Below are 21,449 nucleotides of genomic sequence, written 5' to 3'. Positions count from 1 at the left end.
TTAAGCACCTGCCTTTTCATATTCACTTAATACAGCTGCAGCCGCTTTGTCGAACTTAGATGCCATTTTGACATAAACCGTACAAAGCACAATTGTCATAATGAATAGGGCAAGCGAGTATACCCAAACCCAAGTAATACTTCCAATTGCCTTCTGTTGTAACACAGGAGTGAACGCTAATATCGGTAATAGAATGTAAAATGTCAAAAATGTAAAAGTTATACCGAATAAAAACGTGTTTTTCTTCCTTACAAATGTATTGAATGAATCCATACGATCAATCTTATCATAGTTGATTGTATGTTGGTTTTTTGAGAGTTTTCCCTCTAAACTACTCATCACTAATTCCCCCTTAAGAATCATTATTCTGTTTTAAACGGAATATTACTGTTTGATTCCGCTGATAGATTTGATTGTAAGGGGGAATTCTTTATAATGCAATAACATTTTTTCAGAAAACTTTTAATTGTTTGAATGCGTTTGAAGCAGAATTATTAGGTTTTTTTAAGAAAATAACGATGCTAATTATATGAAATTGTTATATGCATTATTATTCCAATTTAATTTAGTACAAAATAATATATTTTAATAGAAAATAAGATACATTAAGTACGATATAATATTTCGACTCGCTAATATCATGATTTTTCGTGTATTTTCAAATAAAGCCACCTTTGTACTATAACAATCAAAAAATGATAAAAATTTGATATTAAAAAAATTTAAAATTTCTTTACATTAAGGTGTTAAAATAAATTAAAAGGGAAGTAGGAAATTTTATGGCATTCATTAAGAAATGATATTAATTTGATTTTTCAGTTGTCATAACCCGTGTTTTTTTATACTTAAAGCAAATAATTATCATAAAAAGGATGGTTTCATGTTAAATTTAACAACAAAAAGGTTACGGTTCGAACGTTATATGAAAGAGGATATAGCTTTTGTTTTGGAACTGGTCACGAATCCAGATGTCATGAACTATATTGGTGATGGTAAAATAAAGGGGGTTCAATATGCAGAAAATTTAATTGAACGTATGCTAGAGCAATATAAAAATTTCGATGATTACGGTTTACATAAGCTTGTCATCAAAGAAACGAATGAAGTGATTGGTCATGCTGGCTTAGTTGCCCAAATTATTGATGATGCCTTTGAGATGGAGTTAGGGTATTGGATAAGGCCGGAATTTTGGCAGCAAGGATATGGGTACGAAGCAGCGCATGCTTTAAAAGTTTATGCAGATGAAACCTTGTATTTAGAACGCTATGTTTCGGCCATTCAGGTTGGGAATGAAGGTTCAAAACGTATTGCTTTAAAAAATGGTATGCAGCTAGAAAAAGTCATTCAGATGGAGGGGAAAGAGGTAGAAATCTATGTAATTGAGAATGAGATTGATTACGAAGAAGATACCTACTCAATCTAAAGATTTTGTAAAATCTGTATGCAACAAATTGTATTCGCTATGATTCAATGCTACATTGTGGGGAATGAACAAGAAAGGTCTTACAATATGCAAAGAATCTCACAACAAAGTAAGTTAATAACATTATTAGAACTGCTATTCGTTTCAACTCGACTAGGTTTAACATCGTTTGGTGGCCCAGTCGCGCATTTAGGTTATTTCCATGAAGAGTATGTCCGAAAACGACAATGGATTGATGAAAAAAGCTATGCGGACTTAGTTGCTTTATGTCAGTTCTTACCTGGTCCTGCAAGTAGTCAGGTTGGGATTGGTATCGGTGTTATGCGTGCTGGAATTGTAGGTGGAATTGTTTCCTTTATTGGCTTCACATTGCCATCTGTTTTAGCATTAATGGGTTTTGCGCTCCTATTACAAGGTGCGAACATAGGAAATATTAGTTGGATTCACGGGTTAAAAATCGTGGCGGTTGTTGTTGTAGCGCATGCGATTTTGGGTATGGCAAAAAATTTAACTCCCGATAACAAGCGGAAAGCAATCGTATTATTGGCGTTAGTCGCCTCATTATTAGTTCAATCGGCTATTACACAAGTTGTCATTATTTTGATCGCTAGTTTACTTGGTTATCTTCTATACAAAGATGATGCAGAAACGAATGGACCGAATGGCGTACATTTCATTTCTAAAAAGGTAGGCTATGTATGTTTATCGTTATTTTTCAGTTTACTTGTAGTTTTGCCGATATTAAGTAATGTGACATCATTAAAGTGGATTGCGATGGTGGATTCTTTTTATCGCGCTGGAGCATTAGTTTTTGGTGGAGGACATGTAGTTCTACCATTGTTAGAAAATGAGTTTGTCCATTCAGGTTTAATCGATGAAGCGGCATTTTTAGCAGGTTACGGTGTTACGCAAGCTGTACCTGGACCATTATTTACATTTGCAGCATATATTGGGACAATTATTGGCGGTTGGCAAGGAGGGTTATTGGCAACGATCGCTATTTTTTTACCAGCGTTTCTACTTATTTTAGGAACATTACCATTTTGGAACCAACTAAGAAGCAACTCGAAAATCAAAGGCGCATTTATGGGCATCAATGCTGCGGTAGTAGGCATTTTAATTGCGGCATTCTATCATCCGATTTGGACGAGTGCCATCTTACAGCCAATTGATTTTGCTTTAGCTGCGATATTATTTAGTTTGCTTATGTTTTGGAAGTTACCGCCATGGGTCATTGTGATAGCTGGCGCGGTTGGCGGATGGGTTGTTTCGTTTATGTAATTATTAAATAGTTGAATAGGATTCGCAAACCTCTTAATACGTATTATCGAATTAAGGGGTTTTTTAGTTTAAAGTGGAAATTGAACAGAATTCACTGAATATGAAGCGCTTAAAACGTCTGAGAACAGAAATATTTTATAAGGACTTTCACCTTTAAGTATTCATATGGATCTATCTAAGAAAACAGTGGTAAATGAAGCGATTTGGGATTTTTTAAATAAGTGGAATAGCTAATGATTTATGCAGTTTTTTGGGTTCTTAAAGTGGCGAACCCTTGGTATAAAGGCAATGTATAGAGGTTGCATGGTATGTATGGAGAGATTGATGCAAGAAATTCAAAGTTACCAAGGTCTCACATCAATCTGAAAATCCCGTCTTTGGTTGTTATGTCAACTATTTATGTATATAGAATTCATTGTTTTTTATTTAAAAAGTATGTATTTACCTTTTATTTACAGGATTATATACTTTATATAAGGGGTGGTTGTTTGAAGAAGGTAGATGATTGGGATAATTGGGAAAAAGAGCGTAAAAAAGAAAACTGGCGTTGGATTTTAACTGGGGTAGCAATAATTGTTATTTTTAAAGGTTATATGACATATGTAGATTTCGTTAAATATACTGAAACAACTGGAAATAAAGTATTTGAAATAGCTGTTTCGGATTATTCAAAAGACTTGTACACTACTGGACGTATTGACTTTTATTCGGAAGGTTCTACAGAAAACAAAGAATTTGAACTTTCGAAAGATGATATATTGGATATCTTAACGCAATTAGAAAACACCTCAGTAAGAGGTATGGAAAGAGCAGATATAGGCGCTTTAGATTTACGTAATTTATATTTTGTTGAATTGAAATCGAAGTATGCAGAGACCATCTTTTTTGATATAGGTAGAGATAAAAACACTCAAAAAATTTTTTTAGATGTAAGCATTGTGAAAGATGATATGAAGTTAGCAGAAATATACCTTGTGCAAGGTGAAGAACTTTATAACATAATTGAAGAATTGAGAAAGCAAGCTCCTTAACGGGATGGAGGAATTAGTATTAATAAAAAAACATGGACTATAAGCATAGTATTAATTGTCGCCTTATTTTTAATAGCTTATATTATCTATGGTAAATTTAGTTCAGAAGAAACAACACTTATAGAAGTTGCTGAAAACTCAACTTCTTTTGAAGAAGATAAGCCATTTTTAGCAGAAAGTTTTGTTTCAGGGTATATTCTAAAAATGAACTGGAATCCAGATGAAGATAGACTTGTAAGATTATCAGAATCAGATGCACAAGCGATTTTAGATGTATTCGCTACTACTAAAGTAAAGAAAACAAACAAAAAATTTAAAGATGACCAATCTTATGAGACAACTTTAAGTAATAACGGTTACACAATGAGCTATGATTTAGAGTTTCAATTTTCATTGCAAAAAAATAAAGATGAAGTTTTAATAAGAGCTGATTTTAGTGATTCAAAATATATAACAAAAGATTTAAGCATTTATAATAAACTTGTTGAGATTATGGAAAAAGCCCCCTCTAATTAAAGAGGGAGCTTTTTTGATATTAAAACGGAATAAATGCATTACCGTTTTTATCATAGTATTTTATATTTAAACAACTACTTAAAATTTTGTTAAACTATATATCATTGAAATGAAAATGATTTGAGGATGCTTGTTATGAAAAGTTATTTTAAAAGTTATGAAGATTTTAAAGCAAAAGGTGGTTCGATTAAATCTTCAACGATTACATATGAAGAGCTGTTAGCAGTGTTAACGATGCATATGGAGCGCTTGGATAAGCAGTTTTCGTTAACGATTAATGGCCATTTACCAAAGCCTTTGCATGAAATTTTAGACGACGCGTTTGAGCAAAGTCATTTGTATAAGGCATTTTACACGCAGCATTGTGCCAATCGGAGCTATCGTTACCGGAGTTTGTCTAAAAATCGTGTGAAAGTGGATTTCACGCTTAGTTATCGCATGAATCGAACGCAGGAAAAGGACATGCTTGCAGAAATTACTGAGGTACTTGCGCAGATTACAACACCAGCGATGTCTACGTTACAAAAGATTGTAGCTGTGCATGATTATATTGTGCGTACCTATAGCTATGAAATGCACACAAAAGGTTCGCCATTTGCTGTGTCTACGTTTATGGCGGAAAAGCGCGGTGTTTGTATGGCATATGCGTTATTATTTGAAAAAATGATGCATATGCTCGATATTCCTTGTTATTACGTAATAGGGAAGGCAGACGGGGAAGGAGATGCCGGTCATGCTTGGAATATGGTGCAACTTGATGGGGATTGGTATCATGTGGATGTGACGTGGGATGATATTGGCCATGCGTATGAGCATCATGAAATTAGGTATTGCTATTTTTTATTGACGGATGATCAAATCGCAAACAATCATCAATGGGATTTGGATTTGTATCCGCCATGTACAAGTGATCATTTTCATATGCTACATCAATTGTATGATGCATGTATTGTGGGTGATGAACTTATTTATCCGCATCCGAAAACGGCTTGTTTAACGGCGATGTCCCTAAAAACGTTAAAGGCTAGGAAACTTGCTGACATTCGTGTGCAGCAATGTACATTTGCGAATGGAATTGTGTATGTGAGTAATTACTCGGATGGAGAAACTTTATATTCGTATCATATTGAGACCGCAGAAATAACGAAACTGAGCGCGGATAAGGTTAAGTCAATTGCTAGAGATTTGAATCAAGTTGTTGTTACGTATGATAACGATAAAACGAAACATATTGAACTTGAGCATACTTCACAAACGATTGATGCGGAAGCGATTACTGTGAATGAATGGGATGAAAAGCGTTATACGGAAGTTACGATGATGTCGTTTGGTGATAGCTGGCTAGCAACATATAATGAGACTTCAGAGACACTTGTTGCACTAAAAAGCGCGGATGGTGTGGCATTATTCATAAATGAACCAGTGAAGCAATTAACAGTATCATTAGAGCTAGATAAAGGGATCCAGTTGCAAATGACTGCGAATCGAAAGCAAGTCCAATTTGAACAAGCAGCAAAATTAATAGTACCAATACAGCTCGTTGCAAACGATTTACCAGCATTACAAAAGCATTTTGCTGAACAATTAGTTGTAAAGGAACATACCGTGATACTTGAAGTAAATCGAAGTTTACATGTGCAATTTAAGAGATAATAATGTAATGGAAATCCTATGTGAAAAAGTAGCATAGGATTTTTTTGAATGCATTTTACAGATCTATTGAATTTTTCGTGTTTCGTCTCACTGTTTTAAGTATACTTTTGAGATGATACATAACTTCCTATAATATATATTATGACCGTGTCCCTATTCTTAAATTCCATAAAGGGGTTATCCATTAAATTCCCTTGTAAAAATGTAAAAGGACAAGAAAGTTTAACTTTCTACTTTTCCTTCTTTTAGACAGGAAGGAAAACATTTAAAGTTTTTCGAGTAAAATAAAATCAAAATTTGCTATTTCATAAATTTGATTACATATTGTTCATTAATAACTAATTCCTTTCTGGCGTCATATCAATTACAGGACCCATCTTCCCTACTTTTGGGGTTGTTAAGAAAGACTTCATTCTAGTGAAAAAAACACAGCAATTAAAATTACTGTGTTTATATGTGTAATTCAAATCTTTTTTTAGAAGATTAAATATCTCGGAGTATTATATTTATAAAAGAGATAATCTTCTTGAATTGTATTCTCTAAATGTTTTTCTTCTTGTAAGATGAGGTTGTGTATAGCTAAAATATTTATCAAACAAATAAAAAGTGTCACAATATTTGGGAATGTTATGAATAACCCCATGAACATTAAATCAAATCCTACAAAAGCAGGATTCCTACTGTATTTATACAAACCATTTGTTATGAGTTGAGTTTTTGTGTCTTTGTCGATACCAACTCTCCAAGAATTTTTCATTGTAATCATTGAAGATACAAAGAAAATTAAACCTATCAAAATAATTAATAATCCTAAATAGTTGATGATATTATTAGTGAATAGATTAGGTAAAAAATCATCAAGCCAATTACTGAATATTGATTCAAGTAACCAAGTGGCTCCCCACAAAAATGTAGTAGTACGAACTAAGGACTCAGAGAAATTAATGGTTTTCCCCTTATTTCCTTTTGCCAAAACTAGTGCCTTAATTCCGGATTTCTTGTTCATGATGATTAGCTTTGAAATATAAGATGATAAAAATATTACAAATAGTAATAATGATAATATACTCACTAAAGTCATACTTCTTCTCTCCTTCTTTCTTTAGGCTGGTTAACGTTGTGGATGGCGGTATTAAGTGATACAGGTGCAGCATTACTTGTAATAATCAATTCCTTAAGATTACTAAAATTAATCGAAAAAGTTTCTTATTATAAAATACGTCGTAGCTTACTAGTACCAAACTTGATAACGATTATTCCACTCATTTATAACCGTTTGAATTTACCCCAACTAAATTAGCCAATGCTAAAGCCAATACTATCTGCTTAAATTTGGCTGAAACGGTAAAAGTAAATGGTATCTAATACTATCAATACCCATTAATGACAGAACAGCTAAACTTCCCAATTAATAAACCGATTTTATTTTTATTCTGTCTACCTACTTGAAAGCTTATCAAAAACCACTACTTAAGATATTTCAATATTTTATTCACAACAAACCTTGCATCTTGTCCCACTCCCCTTAGAGTAGCAGAAGCAAAGGATCGCTGACCTTCCAGTCCAACAAAATAAATACCGGAAACGTTGCTAATACCAGCCCTATGTAAAGGCCTACCTTCCTTATCAAGCGCACCTAACGATTTAAGATATGGAGCGTTAGGTTTAAACCCTGTCGCAAAGATTACGGTATCCACGTGTTCTTTATCCCCGTTTGGCCAAATAACGCCTCTTTCATAAAAAGATATAAACATTGTTTGTTGATTTGGATTTCCTGCAGTTATTCGATCTTTGAATCGATTGGTATCAATTACTGCATTTGAACTCGGCGCAGTTTTCCCGAATCGCCAGAATGGAAAGTTATCAAAACCAATTAGTTTTATCCAAAAATGTAAATCTAATCTCCCAATATGTTGTTTCACAAACTTGATCGGTTGGCGTACAGCTAAAGATGTTCGAGTTACCTCAGCCAATTCAACTGCAATCTGCACAGCAGAATTACCACCACCTACAATGATTATTCTTTGGTTATGAAATGGTTTCGAATTTCGATATTGTGAAGAATGGAGTGTATTTCCCTGAAACTCCTCCATCCCTGCTATTTTTGGTATGAATGGATTGTTAAATGAGCCAGTAGCATTAATAATTGTTTGAGCTTTAAATATTTCTCCCGTCTTAGTTCGAACCACAAATCCTTCCTCGTCTTTTTCAATCAAATCTACTCGCTGATTAATTAGAACTGGCAAATCAAACTTTAATTTATAATCCAGTAAATATCGAATAACTTCATCTCGGTGTGGATACCTATTTTGATTTCCAGGGAACTTCATACCCGGCATAGAGGAAAAGCCTGCTGGCGAAAACAATTTAAGACTGTCGTAATAACTTGACCAAGATCCACCAAACTGATCACTTGCCTCCAATATCAGAAAATGTAGCCCCTTCTTACGTAAATGATAACCCGCAGCAAGCCCAGCCTGGCCCCCTCCAATAACAATTGTATCAAGTATTTCTTTCATATTAATCCCCCTTGGCTTTTATATTTTTCAGATACTCCTCGGAAATGCTCTTTTCAAGTTTAAGGGCTGTTCGGTATGTTGACTTCAGAACAAAACTTATGCGGAATGTGTCCAGTAACTTGATGAAAATCCAATTTAGTTAAGAACTATATTAATTAACACTATAAAGTCTTCCTTCTTTCTAATAACACATTATCCTTCCATATCCCATCTAATTGAGCAATCTTTTCTCGAACCCCTACGATACGAAAGCCATTCTTTTTATGTAAATTGAGGCTAGCGACATTCTCTTTAAAGATTTTGGATTCCAGCGTCCAAAAACCTTCCTTTTCAGAAGCTACAATTAAATGCTTTAGCAACAAATCGCCGATTCCCTTCCCTTTACCATGTGGAGCAATATAAATACTTACTTCGCCTACTCCTTTATATACGATTCTTTTTGAAACAGGCGATAATTTACACCAACCCCAAATTTGATTTTCTTCATATGCAACAAATGAACAATTAGGATTTGCTTGACCAAACCATTCTTCATAAGTTTCTGGAGCCTTTAATTCGAATGTAGCAATTTTTGTTTCTATCCCTGCTTCATAAATTCGCTTTACGTCTAGCCAATCTTCACTTGTAACAATTCGAACTTTAATAGCCATAGGATTAACCTCCAAATAAGTGATAATTAAAATATTAAACAATAAAGTTGCATTTTACAAGTATTTATGTTTTACTGTACCTAGAGGTGATGGAATGGAAAACAATCGTGAAATCTTCCACGTATTAACGAGGAGATTTGGATTATTAAATAAAAATTGCTGTTCTATAGGTACTTTTGAAATTTCTACAACACAGAGCCATATCCTCTATGAAATTGATAAACAAACGAATCCATCTATGCTACAAATTGCCGAGATACTTGCAATGGATATCACGACCTTTAGTAGACAAATTCAAACACTAATTAAGATGGATTTAGTAAAAAAAATACCGTCTACACAAGACAAACGCGTTTCCATTTTAAAATTAACAACACAAGGGAAATTTGTTGCTACAACGATCGACGAATCAATGAATGCATACTTAGAGGAAGTCTTCTCACATATGAATGATTTCGAAAAAGAAACAGTACTTCGCTCAATCCAATTATTAAACGAAGCGATGTCGAAGTCGACTGTATGCTGTACCCCTATCTATTAAGCAGGAGAAATCTTGCTTTTCATTTTGATCATTACTTGCAAGTTACAACTAAAATTACTTAATGGAGGATTTTTAAATGCAAATTAAATTAAATGTAAAATCACAAACATCAATCTGCTGTACACCGAGTCCAGAACCTGCTACTTCTTGCTGCGAGCCAACTGTACAAACGAAGAATGAAACTTCTTTTCAATTAAATAAACAATATCCAGTCGCTATACTTGGTGCTGGTCCAGTTGGATTAGCTGCAGCAGCCCACTTAGCCCTTGCCGGTGAATCGTTTATCGTCTTAGAAAAAGGAGCAGAAGTAGCCGACAATATAAAAACTTGGCAACATGTACGATTATTCTCACCTTGGCAGTACAATGTCGATAAGGCAGCAAAGCAACTTTTACTAGAAGCTGGATGGGAAATGCCACAAGAAGATCGATTGCCAACTGGTCAAGAAATTCGCGAAGCTTATTTACAACCATTAGCGAATGTACCTGAAATCAAGCCATTCATTTCATTAAATACAACTGTTTTTGGCATAAGTAAAAAAAATCACGATAAAATGAAGTCTGCTCGTCGCAATGAGGCACCATTTGTTATTTATACAGAACAAAATGGTGAAACAAAACAAATAATTGCAAGTACCGTAATTGATGCGACTGGCACGTGGGCAAGTCCGAATCCTGTTCATGCTGACAGCGTATGGACATCTGCTGAACAAAAACTTGCTCATAAAATCTTTTATGGCATCCCAAATGTGGATTCATTAAAAGAACGTTATACAGGCAAACGTATCGCTGTTATTGGTGGCGGTCATTCTGCGATTAATACCATTTTAGAATTAGATAAACTTGAAGATGTTGAAATTACATGGATTTTACGTAAAAAGCGTGTAGAAGATGCTTATGGTGGTGAAGAAAAAGATGCCCTTGCTGCTCGTGGCGAATTAGGCAGTCGCATTCATGCTTTAGTTGATGAAAGGAAAGTAAAGGCCTTTACCCCATTTTATATCGAGGAACTTTCCCAAACATCCGATGGCATCATCATTAAAGGTGAAGGTCCAGACGGCGAACAACAACTTCCTGCTGTAGATGAAATCATTGCTAATACCGGTAGTCGCCCAGATTTCTCCTTCCTAAAAGAAATCCGATTATCAATTGACGCTGCTGTTGAAAGCGTTGAAGCATTGGCACCTTTAATTGATCCAAATGAACATAGCTGTGGAACTGTTCGTCCACACGGTGAACTAGAATTACGTCATCCTGAAAATGGCTTCTACGTTGTTGGTATGAAAAGTTACGGACGCGCACCTACATTCTTAATGGCAACTGGCTATGAGCAAGTGCGTTCCATTGTAGCGTATTTAACAGGTGATTTAGAGGCTGCTCGTAAAGTAGAGTTAGACTTACCTAAAACAGGTGTATGTAGCTTAGATTTAAGTAGCAATAATAACAAAACAAATTGTTGTTAAAAAAGTATCTGTAGCTTTTGAATAAAATTCGATAATAAGTAAATTGAAAACGCTGATTTTTACTGAAAGAAACCAACTGTTTTGAAACAAATTTTGAACAAAATAGTTGGTTTTTCATTTATCTAGTTGGTTTTTATAATAAAGAGTGATTATTTCGGGATGCGAATCTTCAATTAAAGCCCCCGTTAGTTCAATAAGAAAATAGTTCTTTCTATTTCATAAGATATTTTTCTTTATAAAGTGGACTTAATTCACTCCACACATCAAATTTATTACCATCTAAATCGAAGAAAATGAAGTTTTTTCCAGAGTGTCCTCGGTTTTCAATTTCTCCAACTCTTATTTTTTTATCGGTAAAATCTTTATGAATTGCCTCCAATGCAGTTAATCCATTAACTTCAAATGTTATAGAAAAACGTTCTTCACCATAACAATCATAGAAGTTAGAACTTTGATTATCTTTAGATTTAACAAGAAAAATACTTTGGTTCGCAAAATTAAGAATTGCTTTGTCTGCGTCTTTATAGCTTAACTCTGCCCCTAATTTGTTTACATACCATTCATAAGAATTTTCTACATTAGTTACTGGAATATAAGTAGTTCCTACTCTTAGCAACTTTTCGCTCATTATATCGACTCCTTCCAATATCTTTAACAGATACTTTCTCCATTTATGTATTCTCTTCCTTCTAGTCTCCATTTTTTCTTATTGAACTAACCTGCCCCGTTAGCCATCCATGAAGCGCAAAAATCACCACTTCACCACAGAGAATAAAAGATTATTACGTTCTTTCATGGGAGTTTAAGTACAGTTCTTCACAATCTTTATAGTTATATTATTCAAGGGGATTTATTTATTCATCACGTAGCAGAATATTTGGAATCATATGTATGCAGATCAACTCACCAATAATTGCGACAATTAAAATCACTATGTAGACAAGGACTTAATTATTTTCTAGTTTTTCTCTTGCAAGCATATTAATAGCTCCTTCATAAATCTCTTTTATCACCGTAGCATAGGGAAACAGAAAAAAATCCACCTCTTATTAGAGATGGATTCCTCTCATTTTTCATGGATCTCAGCCATTGCTTGTAAAAATTGTTGGCGCGTTGCATCACCGTATAAAAGCGGTTCCCCTTTAAAGAAAAACTCTTCCATATATAGGTTTGTTTCTTCTACCGATAGTTCTCGGCTGTTCATCACAAGTTGTGCATAACTTATGAAATACTCAGCAGTTAATGTACTCGAATGATGTAATCGCATATCAGCAACTTGATTGTTCGTAGCCAAGTAATACTAACCCAAGCTGACCATTTTCTTCTTCTGCGTGAATCGTTACGTCTGTTAATTGCTGTGCAATTTGTGGATCTACGGCAATTTCAATACCTTCAATTGTTTGCACTGTATCTTCTTCCTTTGCTTGTGCAATTTCTGCACTTAAATTCATACCACAACAACCGGCTACACCGTAAAAGCGTAATGTTGCGCCTTCAGCTTGTGCTAATACTTGCTCTACAAATTGTTTACCTTCTGGACTCATCTTCACTGGATTGTCTCTCCTTTTAATGCATGTAATCCGTCTTTCCCAACTGGCGATTCCTTTACCCAAGGAATCGTCACAAAACGGTTATTGCTTTTATTTTTCACTTCTTCTAACCATTTAACCTCAGATTGCTGTTTTTGCATCAGTGTCGTGCTTGTTAGCTTTAGATTAGCAAATGATTGATTGACTACCCACCAATCAACATGTAACCCTGCACGTAATAAATCTTCTTGTAGACGTGATGCTTCGTACACAGGTGTGGCTTCTGGTAACGTGACAATGGCTACACTTGTATAGTCTTTATCGCGTAATCGTGGTAATAAATTCGAAACAGCAACAGGTACTTCTCCTTCTGAACGAGAAATTTCCTTATGATAGTTTTCTGTTGCATCGAGCAGTAACAACGTATGTCCTGTTGGTGCCGTATCAATGATAATGACTTCATCTTGATGCGTTTCGACTAGATTTGCAAAAGCTCTAAAGACTGCAATTTCCTCGGTACAAGGTGAAGCTAAATCTTCTTTTACAAAGGCGAGTCCCTCTTCATTCATCGTCTCACTAGCTTTTGCTAGCACTTCTGCTTCGTAATTCGCAATTTCTACTTTCGGGTCAATACGACTAACTGTTACGCCTTCTTGGTCTTCTTGTCCAAATGTCCAATTTAAATGGGCTGCAGGGTCTGTTGTTGTTAAATGTACACGTATGCCTTCTTCAGCCAGTCTTAATGCAATATACGAGGCAACAGTTGTTTTCCCTACGCCACCTTTCCCCATTGCAAAAATAATCTTTGGCTTGCGTGCTACGTAGTCTGCAATCATTTCTTCAAGTTCTGGGGTATCTAACAACATTGGCTCATTCGCATTTGTCTGGAACTTCGTATCCATCATCCATGCTTCCATTCGCTCAATACTTGATAAAGAATACGGCACGAACGGTAAGTAATAATGGGCAAAAACCTTTAATGTTTCTGGTATCTCTTTTAGCGCTTCGATTTGACGTTCATAAATTGCTTTTTCAACCGGATCATCGCTTTCTGATTGTAAAAAGCCGTTAATGATTAACTGCTGATTACGCAAACCAATCTCAAATAGTTCCCCTGATGCACGTGCTGCTTCCTTTAATGGGTTCGCTTCAGGTCGTGTCACTAGCATCAGTTTTGTTTGTGCCTCATTCGTTAACTGTGCAACTGCTTGCTTATACACTTCACGTTGTGGCTCAAGCCCTTTTAATGGACCAAGACAAGACGTACCTGTCGTATTTTCATCTAAAAATGTCGTCCATGCAGATGGTAACTGTAATAAACGAAGTGTATGGCCAGTTGGTGCCGTATCAAACACAATCGTATCGAACTGTTCTGTATACGCAACGTTTGTTAGTAGCATCGCAAATTCATTAAAGGCAGCAATTTCAACGGTACAAGCACCTGATAATTGCTCCTCCATATTTTGAATCACGACTTCTGGCAACTTTCCACGATAAGGGCCAACCATTTGCTCCTTATAACTTGCTGCTGCTTGCTCTGGATCAAGATTTAGTGCATATAAATTTTCTGTACCGTTTATTTTCGTTGGTTCATTTTTTAAGTCCTGACCGAAAATATCTTGTAAATTCGAAGCAGGGTCTGTGCTAATTAACAGCACTTTCCTTCCTTCTTTCGCTAAAGCAATAGAAAGACTACTGGCAGTCGATGTTTTCCCAACACCGCCTTTTCCTGTAAAGAAAAGGAACGGTGTTGTTGGGAAATGCTCACGTGTAAAACGTTCCATTATTTATCAACTCCAATAGAAATGCGTAGTTTCGGCTTTTTCACTAACTCTTCTTCATTTAGTCCAGACCACTCTGCAAACTGAGCTGTTGTCGGGTAACTTCCCTTTAACACAAGCTCACCACCTACGAATGTCGCAGGTAAGCTATCCATTCCGTCTGTCATTAGTAAATCATTGACAGCCTTGTTGTTGACAAACACGTCAGGGTTATTCGTTAAATTGAAACGCTCAGCTGAAACACTTGTATTTTTTAAGTTATTCATAATGAAAGACATGCGTAGTAACTCTGGATCAATCGCTGGTCCACATACGCCTGTCGGACAGCACATTGCTTGCTCAAAAATTTCAATTTTCTTCATGTCGGTCCCTCCGAATACTTATTTTTTAAGTTCTTCGTTTACAAATTGCTCAATACGAGCACCAATAGCATCACGTACCTGTTGGAACACAGCCCATTTTTCTACCTCAGTACCCGTAGCTTTTGCTGGATCTTCAAAACCCCAGTGTTCACGACGTACGCCAGGAGGTGTCATTGGACATTTATCTGCAGCATCCCCACAAAGTGTCACGACTAATGTAGCTTTATTTAAAATGACTTGGTTAATTAAATCAGATGTGTGGTGAGAAATATCAATCCCTACCTCATTCATTGCCTTGATGGCATTCGGGTTGACACCATGTGTTTCAATACCAGCTGAGTAAACTTCCCAGTCTTCCGGTAATAATTTTTGTGCCCATCCATCTGCCATTTGTGAACGGCACGAGTTTCCTGTACATAGGAAATAAATTGTATTTTTTGTCATTTGAATAAACTCCCTTAACTAAAAAATTAGTAATGTAATGTAAAGTCCAATTAATGTAATGATTAAGATGGGTACCGTTAACACGATCCCTGTTTTAAAGTACGTACCCCAAGAAATTTTCACACCTTTTTGAGACAGTACATATAACCAAACCAGTGTTGCAAGTGAACCGATTGGTGTAATTTTTGGTCCTAAGTCTGAACCGATGACGTTTGCGTAAATTAACGCTTCACGTAACGTGCCATTCGTTGATGTTTCAGCAATGGCTAATGCATTGACCATCACCGTTGGCATGTTGTTCATAATAGATGATAAGAATGCTGCGATAAAGCCCATCCCGACTGTTGCCACGAACAAACCTTGTTCCGATGTCCATTCAATCACGCTAGCTAAGACGGGTGTTAACCCTGCATTGCCAAGTCCATAAACGACAACGTACATCCCGATTGAAAAGAAGACGATATTCCAAGGTGCCCCCTTCACAACGGCTTTTGTATCAACGACTGAACTTTGTCGTGCCATGACTAAGAAGAAAATTGCAATAATGCCTGCAACAAGTGATACCGGTACTCCGATAAACTCACTTGAGAAATAACCGACAACTAATATCGCTAGGACAAACCAAGATAGCTTGAACATTTTCATATCTTTAATTGCAAGACGTGGTTCTTTTAACATCGCTTCATTGTACTCACGTGAAATCGATTTGTTGAAGTAAATCAGTAGCACTACTATTGTCGCCACAAGTGAGAATAAGTTAGGGATAATCATACGTGAAGCATATTCAACAAACCCAATGTCAAAGAAGTCTGCTGATACAATATTGACTAAGTTACTCACGACAAACGGTAAACTCGTCGTGTCGGCAATAAAGCCACTCGCCATAATAAACGGGAAAATCATTTTTTCGCTAAATTGTAAATTACGCACCATCGCTAATACGATTGGCGTTAAAATTAGTGCTGCTCCATCGTTCGCAAATAATGCAGCAACGACAGCTCCAAGTAAACTGACATACACAAACATTTTGACACCATTGCCTTTTGCAGCACGTGCCATATGTAGTGCAGCCCATTCAAACAAACCAATTTCATCTAATACAAGTGAAATTAAAATAATCGCAATAAAAGATAATGTCGCGTTCCACGTAATATCAATTACTGCACCGACATCATTAAAATCAACAACACCAACAAGTAATGCAATGACAGCCCCAGCCATTGCAGACCAGCCAATATTAAGTCCCTTTGGCTGCCAAATCACAAAAATCAGTGTTACGATAAAAATGAATGCCGCAATGACAAACATATTCAAAATTTAGCCCTCCACACATTTACAATCAATTTTACAACCACATGTCCACTCTTCATCGATGGAAGCCAGTATGTTTTGCATTAACTTAGTTTGATTCTCATGTATACGATAATGCTTCCATGTTCCAACTTTACGCTCTGTAATGATACCAGCCTCTTTTAGCTTTCTTAAATGCTGACTAACTGCTGGCTGTGAGATACCTAATACATCCGTAAAATCACAAACACATACCTCTCCTTTTTTTAAACAAGCAAGGATTTTCAATCGGTTCGCATCTGCTACAGCTTTTAATTGTTTCTCAATTAGTTCGATTTCCATTTCCACACCTCCATAATTATATAACGATATACTTATATTATGTGGTAGTGATGATTTTTGCAACCACTAAAACGCAAAGTAATATTATGCGAATTATTTCTAATTGAATTTGTAATGACATAAAAATTCTCTCTGAATTTATTTGATTATTTTTATAAATGGATAATCTCCACAATTTCTCCACATTTAACATTTATACTTTATTAAGAGTATTAAATTTATAAAGAGGGCAGGGATTAATTTTGTTAAAGCAAATTGTAATTTACGGCGCTGGAGGATTTGCACGCGAAGTAGCTCATCTAATTGAACAAATAAATCTAAATCGTCCAACATGGGAATTATTAGGGTTTTTAGACGATAACGTTGAAAATCACAATCAAATTAATAATGGTTTTCCTGTTTTAGGTGGAGATGAATGGTTAATAGATAATCCTAAAATTAGTATTGCCTTAGGGATTGGCTCACCCGAAGTAAAAGAAAGTATAGTTAATAAACTTAAAAAAAATAAAGATATTGAATATCCAAATCTTATTCATCCAAATGTTTATATTTCAAAATATAATAGTATCGGTAAGGGAAATATTATTTGTGAAGGAAATATATTGACAACAAATATTACAATTAATAATTTTGTTACACTAAATTTAAATTGTTCGATTGGTCATGATGTTGAGATAAATGATTTTGTAACAATACTCCCTAAAGCTTCAATTTCGGGTAATGTTAAACTGGAATCTAAGGTTAACTTTGGGACACATGCTACAGTTATACAAGGATTAATAATTGGAAAAGAAAGTATTGTCGGAGCAGGGTCTGTAATAATCAGAGATGTTCCCGGAAAATCTACAGTTGTGGGTACTCCTGCTAAACAAGTAAAATTCCTATGATTCAGAATATCAATTTTCTAAAACCTATGATGTATTGTGTTTCACATATAAACTTCTAAATAAATATTTAGGCGATTTAAGAAAAACGTTGCACTACAATGTTATGTTCATTGTAGTGCTTTTTTTTATTTCCTAGTTATAAATATCCTCATTTTATTTAACAAAATTTTTCATGACTTAAATGAATCGTATCATCGCCATATATTACCTATTTTAATACATTTCTAATAATACCTCTTCTTTCACTAAACTGCGTCATTAGTTCAATAAAGAAAAAAGGGCTGTATATGCAACTCAATTATCTTCAAGTAAAGCCCCTATTCGTATAAGTTTACAACCTTTTATACTTATCTATATAAGAAACATCGAATTCCAAATAACCGTTTCTTGACCTTCAATTAATTTTTTTTGTAAATTCTTTAGCTTCTAGTCCAAATGACTGTTCCCCTAATGTCTCATGATTTGTTTCAGGGAATGGAAAACTAGTTTATTTTACATATTATTGTTTCGTTGTGGAGCATTACTTCTAATATTCTTCTAAAGTTTATTAGTATAATAAATGTTATTTAAGGAACAAAGACTCTTTTTCAAAAGATCGAGAAACAAATGTAATTGTATGTCTGCTTGTTATAAAACTAGTGGTGATTCCGATGCAAAGTATCGTAATTACAGATAAGAGTAGAGTGTCCGTAGATAATAATAATCCACCTAACACAATGACGAACAAATCAATCAAGAATATTAAAATTCCAACGTTTATATTTGTCTTATTTGAAATAAATTGGGCTAATAAATCTGTACCACCTGTACTCGTTTTAAAACGTAACATAATGCCAATACCTAGACCAACAAAAATTCCTCCAAGAATGGAACTTAATATAGGATCTAAGCGTAACAGTGAACGAAGGGGTTTTAGTATGTCTATAATAAAGGATGAAATAAGTAGCCCGTGAAGGCTGTTGTAGAAAAAAATTTTACTTTTAAACCATGCCAAAATAAAAATGGGGACACTTAATAAAATTGTCATAAGACCAATTTTTAAGTGCAGAGTATAATATAAGATGAGTGATAAGCCGATAATCCCCCCATCTAAGATTTCATAAGGAGTGATAAAAACATTTATCCCTACTGCTATAAGAATACTTCCAATTAAGATAGCTATACCTTTTTTTATATAATACATGTAATTTTTACCTTCACAAATTAGGACATGCACTATTTTATGAGGTGAATTGAAAGAACATGTATAATGTACTTTCGATTGTGCTGGGTTTTTTTCTTGTTTTTAACGGTAAGTTTTTTAAGTTACTTCTTTTTAATTTTATGGAGCAAAATTCTTCTAATAAAAAAAGGCGATTTGGCAATCCCAACAGCTGTTACTTCATTTAAACAAATTTTTGCGACGAACAATGTATCAACAAAGCCAACCACTGTCTAAAGAATATTTTCAATCTTTGCCGGTATGGCAAGTGCTAAAACAATTTTACCTTTAAGTTCAGGAATTAGATCAACCATTATTACAGCAACTATATATAATGTTTAAGGATACGATTATCCTTAATTGATTCCACTATTTCTTTAGAACAATTTACACTAGAAAGTATGCTGTGAACCTATTGATGAACGATATGTCACACTTATTAGGTGATATGTGTGTCATGCAAAGCAGGAATTACTTTTTCAAAGAAAATAAAAAATGCATTGGAAGTGGCAAATGCATTTTTTATTAATACTATTCTTTTACTATTTTTTACTAAACAAATGAACGCAGCAATAATTATTATAAAAATTAACTGCTCTTAATGTGAGATATAATTATATTTTCGTTACTGTTACTTACCCACGACCAGCTTGGAATTCAGGATATAATGTCATTCCACCATCTGCAAATAAAGTAATCCCTGTTACATAACTAGCTTGGGATGAAGAAAGCCATGCTGCTACAGCAGCAATTTCTTCAGGTTTTCCGATATACCCCATCGGTACCATGCTTTCTACATCTGCACGTTTTGCTGGATCAGCAAATTTTTCCGCATTTATAGGCGTATTAATCGCTCCAGGTCCAATGTTGTTAACACGAATTCCCTTAGGAGCATATTCTAAAGCTAATGTTTCAGTCATTAATTTAATGCCCCCTTTACTAGCAGCATAATGCACAAATAAAGGCCAAGGAATTTTCTCATGGACACTGGACATATTGATAACAGAACCTTTAATGTCGTACTCCACGAAATATTTAATTGCTTCTCGACTTCCTAAAAACGCACCTGTTAAATTGGTATTGATCACTCTATTCCAGTCGCTTAACGGCATTTCATGGGAAGCTACTGGATTTTCAATACCCGCATTATTAATCATCACATCGAGGGTTCCAAACTTATTCACAGCAGTCTGTACCAGATTGATGACATCCTCTTCAACTGTCACATCTCCTTTTACAGCTATAGCATCCCCACCTGCTTTTTTCACTCCTTCAACAACTGCATTTGCCTCATTTTCATTTGAGAGGAAATTAATGACAACTTTTGCTTTCTCCTCGCCAAAGCGTAAGGCCATTGCTTTTCCTAATCCTGTTGATGCACCTGTAATAACAATAACTTTTCCTTCTAAATCTGAATACATGCAAAATCCTCCTTCTTATCCTTTCGCCAACCCTAGCATAATTCCAGAAGCGACAATAAAAATAATCCCAATGAAAATGGCTATAAGTTGTCGTTTTGTTTTTTTCTCACCAATGATAAATATTCCACCTAAAGTTGAAATCACGATTCCCATTTGGGAAAGAGAAAAACTTGTGGCTACTCCTACACGTGGCTGAGAAATAAATAAAAACATATTCCCCGCAGCCCAAATTAAACCGGGGATAATATTACGGATTGCATATTTGTTAAATGGTTTATGTTTAAAGGTTAATAAAACACCACCTATAACCATCCCGATTGCTTGTGGCAATAAAGCAGACCATCCACTTACATTAAACAAGCGTATGATCACCACATAGACTAAATATCCGAATGTTGAAACAAGTAGAATTAAAATCCCCTTTTTCAAATTGCCACCATTGTTTTCTTTTTTCTCTTCTGGATTCGGAAGAGATGTAAGAACAATCCCAACAATAATACTAATAAGCGCCAGAACACCTAATATAACCGACATTGTCGTTGACCATTCATGAAACACAATTACGCCAAATAAAGTTGTGGCTACTAACTGTAAACCTGTTGAAATCGGCATTGTTTTAGAAACGCCGATTAAATCAATACTTTTCAATTGATTAACTTGTCCTAATGCCCAAAAAAGGCCTGATACAATGCCGACTCCCAACACTACAGGTGTCAGTTCAGGTTTAACTACAAAATAAACCCCTATGGAGAAAAGAAGTGCACCAATTGTGGTTCCTAGCACTTGACTATAAGGGCCACCACCAAGCTTGACATTAAATAGCACAATACTTCCCCAAAACAGAGCTGGTAAAATCGCTAGGAAGATATCCATCTTTTGCTCCCCTATCTATAATAAATTTTTTATTGATTTACTATTATACCCAGTACTGTAAATGTTCCGCTTGCTGAATTGTAGCTCTTTGCATGTTTATTACGAATATTATTTCTTCTCATTTAAAGGAGAGAAACACAATAGTAATATGAAACGTAACAAAAACTTTTATACCATCGATATAAAACAGACTAAAAGCTAAATGGGAACCAAATCAAAGTGTTCATATTCAAAACAACATTT

Annotated in this window: 23 protein-coding genes and 1 pseudogene; 9 read left to right on the top strand and 15 right to left on the bottom strand. The window is 35.0% G+C overall.

Going from position 1 to position 21,449, the window contains the following annotated elements; translation table 11 throughout:
• Nucleotides 1-339, bottom strand: a complete 339-nt coding sequence (locus O7776_RS10290) for a DUF485 domain-containing protein (protein ID WP_274306989.1) — start codon at nt 337-339, stop codon at nt 1-3.
• Between the two features lie 541 nt (nt 340-880).
• Between O7776_RS10290 and O7776_RS10285 the strand changes: the two genes are divergently transcribed.
• The 5 genes from O7776_RS10285 to O7776_RS10265 all read left to right on the top strand — a co-directional run bounded on the left by O7776_RS10285 (nt 881) and on the right by O7776_RS10265 (nt 5,904).
• Complete coding sequence (locus O7776_RS10285; protein ID WP_274306988.1) at nt 881-1,423, top strand: GNAT family N-acetyltransferase; 543 nt, start codon at nt 881-883, stop codon at nt 1,421-1,423.
• A gap of 87 nt (nt 1,424-1,510) precedes the next feature.
• Complete coding sequence (locus tag O7776_RS10280) at nt 1,511-2,704, top strand: chromate transporter (RefSeq protein ID WP_274306987.1); 1,194 nt, start codon at nt 1,511-1,513, stop codon at nt 2,702-2,704.
• A gap of 488 nt (nt 2,705-3,192) precedes the next feature.
• Complete coding sequence (locus tag O7776_RS10275; protein ID WP_274306986.1) at nt 3,193-3,735, top strand: hypothetical protein; 543 nt, start codon at nt 3,193-3,195, stop codon at nt 3,733-3,735.
• A gap of 204 nt (nt 3,736-3,939) precedes the next feature.
• Complete coding sequence (locus O7776_RS10270) at nt 3,940-4,251, top strand: hypothetical protein (RefSeq protein ID WP_274306985.1); 312 nt, start codon at nt 3,940-3,942, stop codon at nt 4,249-4,251.
• Between the two features lie 135 nt (nt 4,252-4,386).
• A complete protein-coding gene (locus tag O7776_RS10265) occupies nt 4,387-5,904 on the top strand; it encodes a transglutaminase domain-containing protein (protein WP_274306984.1) in 1,518 nt (505 codons plus the stop codon).
• Nucleotides 5,905-6,379: 475 nt separating this feature from the next.
• On the opposite strand, the gene O7776_RS10260 is transcribed toward O7776_RS10265, so the two are convergent.
• On the bottom strand, nt 6,380-6,985 hold the full coding sequence (locus tag O7776_RS10260; RefSeq protein WP_274306983.1) for a methyltransferase family protein: 606 nt from the start codon (nt 6,983-6,985) through the stop codon (nt 6,380-6,382).
• 24 nt (nt 6,986-7,009) lie between these two features.
• Between O7776_RS10260 and O7776_RS20345 the strand changes: the two are divergent.
• Nucleotides 7,010-7,204 (top strand): annotated as a pseudogene (locus tag O7776_RS20345) (hypothetical protein); the annotation flags it as partial.
• Nucleotides 7,205-7,370: 166 nt separating this feature from the next.
• Here O7776_RS20345 and O7776_RS10255 read toward each other — a convergent pair.
• Both O7776_RS10255 and O7776_RS10250 read right to left on the bottom strand, forming a co-directional pair.
• Nucleotides 7,371-8,423: a flavin-containing monooxygenase gene (locus O7776_RS10255; protein ID WP_274306982.1), complete on the bottom strand. Its 1,053-nt coding sequence runs from the start codon at nt 8,421-8,423 to the stop codon at nt 7,371-7,373.
• Nucleotides 8,424-8,584: 161 nt separating this feature from the next.
• Nucleotides 8,585-9,073, bottom strand: a complete 489-nt coding sequence (locus O7776_RS10250) for a GNAT family N-acetyltransferase (RefSeq protein ID WP_274306981.1) — start codon at nt 9,071-9,073, stop codon at nt 8,585-8,587.
• A 94-nt stretch (nt 9,074-9,167) separates the two neighbouring features.
• Between O7776_RS10250 and O7776_RS10245 the strand changes: the two genes are divergently transcribed.
• Both O7776_RS10245 and O7776_RS10240 read left to right on the top strand, forming a co-directional pair.
• Complete coding sequence (locus O7776_RS10245; protein ID WP_274306980.1) at nt 9,168-9,614, top strand: MarR family winged helix-turn-helix transcriptional regulator; 447 nt, start codon at nt 9,168-9,170, stop codon at nt 9,612-9,614.
• Between the two features lie 76 nt (nt 9,615-9,690).
• Nucleotides 9,691-11,076: an NAD(P)-binding domain-containing protein gene (locus O7776_RS10240; RefSeq protein ID WP_274306979.1), complete on the top strand. Its 1,386-nt coding sequence runs from the start codon at nt 9,691-9,693 to the stop codon at nt 11,074-11,076.
• Between the two features lie 211 nt (nt 11,077-11,287).
• On the opposite strand, the gene O7776_RS10235 is transcribed toward O7776_RS10240, so the two are convergent.
• The 8 genes from O7776_RS10235 to O7776_RS10200 form a co-directional block, all read right to left on the bottom strand.
• Nucleotides 11,288-11,704, bottom strand: coding sequence for a VOC family protein (locus O7776_RS10235; protein ID WP_274306978.1), 417 nt, complete (start codon nt 11,702-11,704; stop codon nt 11,288-11,290).
• A gap of 438 nt (nt 11,705-12,142) precedes the next feature.
• A complete protein-coding gene (locus O7776_RS10230) occupies nt 12,143-12,370 on the bottom strand; it encodes a hypothetical protein (protein WP_274306977.1) in 228 nt (75 codons plus the stop codon).
• Entirely contained in the window at nt 12,345-12,620 is a 276-nt protein-coding gene (locus O7776_RS10225; RefSeq protein ID WP_274310477.1) for an iron-sulfur cluster assembly accessory protein, read from the bottom strand. The genes O7776_RS10230 and O7776_RS10225 overlap by 26 nt, the downstream gene beginning before the upstream one ends.
• Nucleotides 12,621-12,622: 2 nt before the next feature.
• Nucleotides 12,623-14,389, bottom strand: coding sequence for an arsenical pump-driving ATPase (gene arsA / locus O7776_RS10220; protein WP_274306976.1), 1,767 nt, complete (start codon nt 14,387-14,389; stop codon nt 12,623-12,625).
• The gene (gene arsD / locus O7776_RS10215) at nt 14,389-14,748 is read right to left on the bottom strand and encodes an arsenite efflux transporter metallochaperone ArsD (RefSeq protein ID WP_274306975.1); all 360 of its coding nucleotides are present in this window, start codon (nt 14,746-14,748) and stop codon (nt 14,389-14,391) included. The genes arsA and arsD overlap by 1 nt, the downstream gene beginning before the upstream one ends.
• An 18-nt stretch (nt 14,749-14,766) precedes the next feature.
• Nucleotides 14,767-15,192 carry an arsenate reductase (thioredoxin) gene (arsC, locus tag O7776_RS10210; protein WP_274306974.1) on the bottom strand — a complete coding sequence of 142 codons (426 nt, stop codon included), beginning with the start codon at nt 15,190-15,192 and terminating at the stop codon, nt 14,767-14,769.
• An 18-nt stretch (nt 15,193-15,210) separates the two neighbouring features.
• Complete coding sequence (locus O7776_RS10205) at nt 15,211-16,500, bottom strand: arsenic transporter (protein ID WP_274310476.1); 1,290 nt, start codon at nt 16,498-16,500, stop codon at nt 15,211-15,213.
• Between the two features lie 9 nt (nt 16,501-16,509).
• The gene (locus tag O7776_RS10200) at nt 16,510-16,824 is read right to left on the bottom strand and encodes an ArsR/SmtB family transcription factor (protein WP_274306973.1); all 315 of its coding nucleotides are present in this window, start codon (nt 16,822-16,824) and stop codon (nt 16,510-16,512) included.
• 242 nt (nt 16,825-17,066) lie between these two features.
• Here O7776_RS10200 and O7776_RS10195 point away from each other — a divergent pair, with 242 nt between their 5' ends.
• Nucleotides 17,067-17,711, top strand: a complete 645-nt coding sequence (locus tag O7776_RS10195) for an acetyltransferase (protein ID WP_274306972.1) — start codon at nt 17,067-17,069, stop codon at nt 17,709-17,711.
• Nucleotides 17,712-18,273: 562 nt separating this feature from the next.
• Here the strand turns inward: O7776_RS10195 and O7776_RS10190 are convergent.
• The 3 genes from O7776_RS10190 to O7776_RS10180 all read right to left on the bottom strand — a co-directional run bounded on the left by O7776_RS10190 (nt 18,274) and on the right by O7776_RS10180 (nt 21,206).
• Complete coding sequence (locus O7776_RS10190) at nt 18,274-18,894, bottom strand: YitT family protein (RefSeq protein ID WP_274306971.1); 621 nt, start codon at nt 18,892-18,894, stop codon at nt 18,274-18,276.
• 653 nt (nt 18,895-19,547) lie between these two features.
• On the bottom strand, nt 19,548-20,333 hold the full coding sequence (gene gdh, locus O7776_RS10185) for a glucose 1-dehydrogenase (protein WP_274306970.1): 786 nt from the start codon (nt 20,331-20,333) through the stop codon (nt 19,548-19,550).
• Nucleotides 20,334-20,348: 15 nt separating this feature from the next.
• Nucleotides 20,349-21,206, bottom strand: coding sequence for a GRP family sugar transporter (locus O7776_RS10180; RefSeq protein WP_274306969.1), 858 nt, complete (start codon nt 21,204-21,206; stop codon nt 20,349-20,351).
• Nucleotides 21,207-21,449 lie beyond the last annotated feature (243 nt).

The organism is Solibacillus daqui, from assembly GCF_028747805.1.
GTDB lineage: Bacteria > Bacillota > Bacilli > Bacillales_A > Planococcaceae > Solibacillus > Solibacillus daqui.
This window is presented reverse-complemented; position numbering and strand designations above follow the sequence as displayed.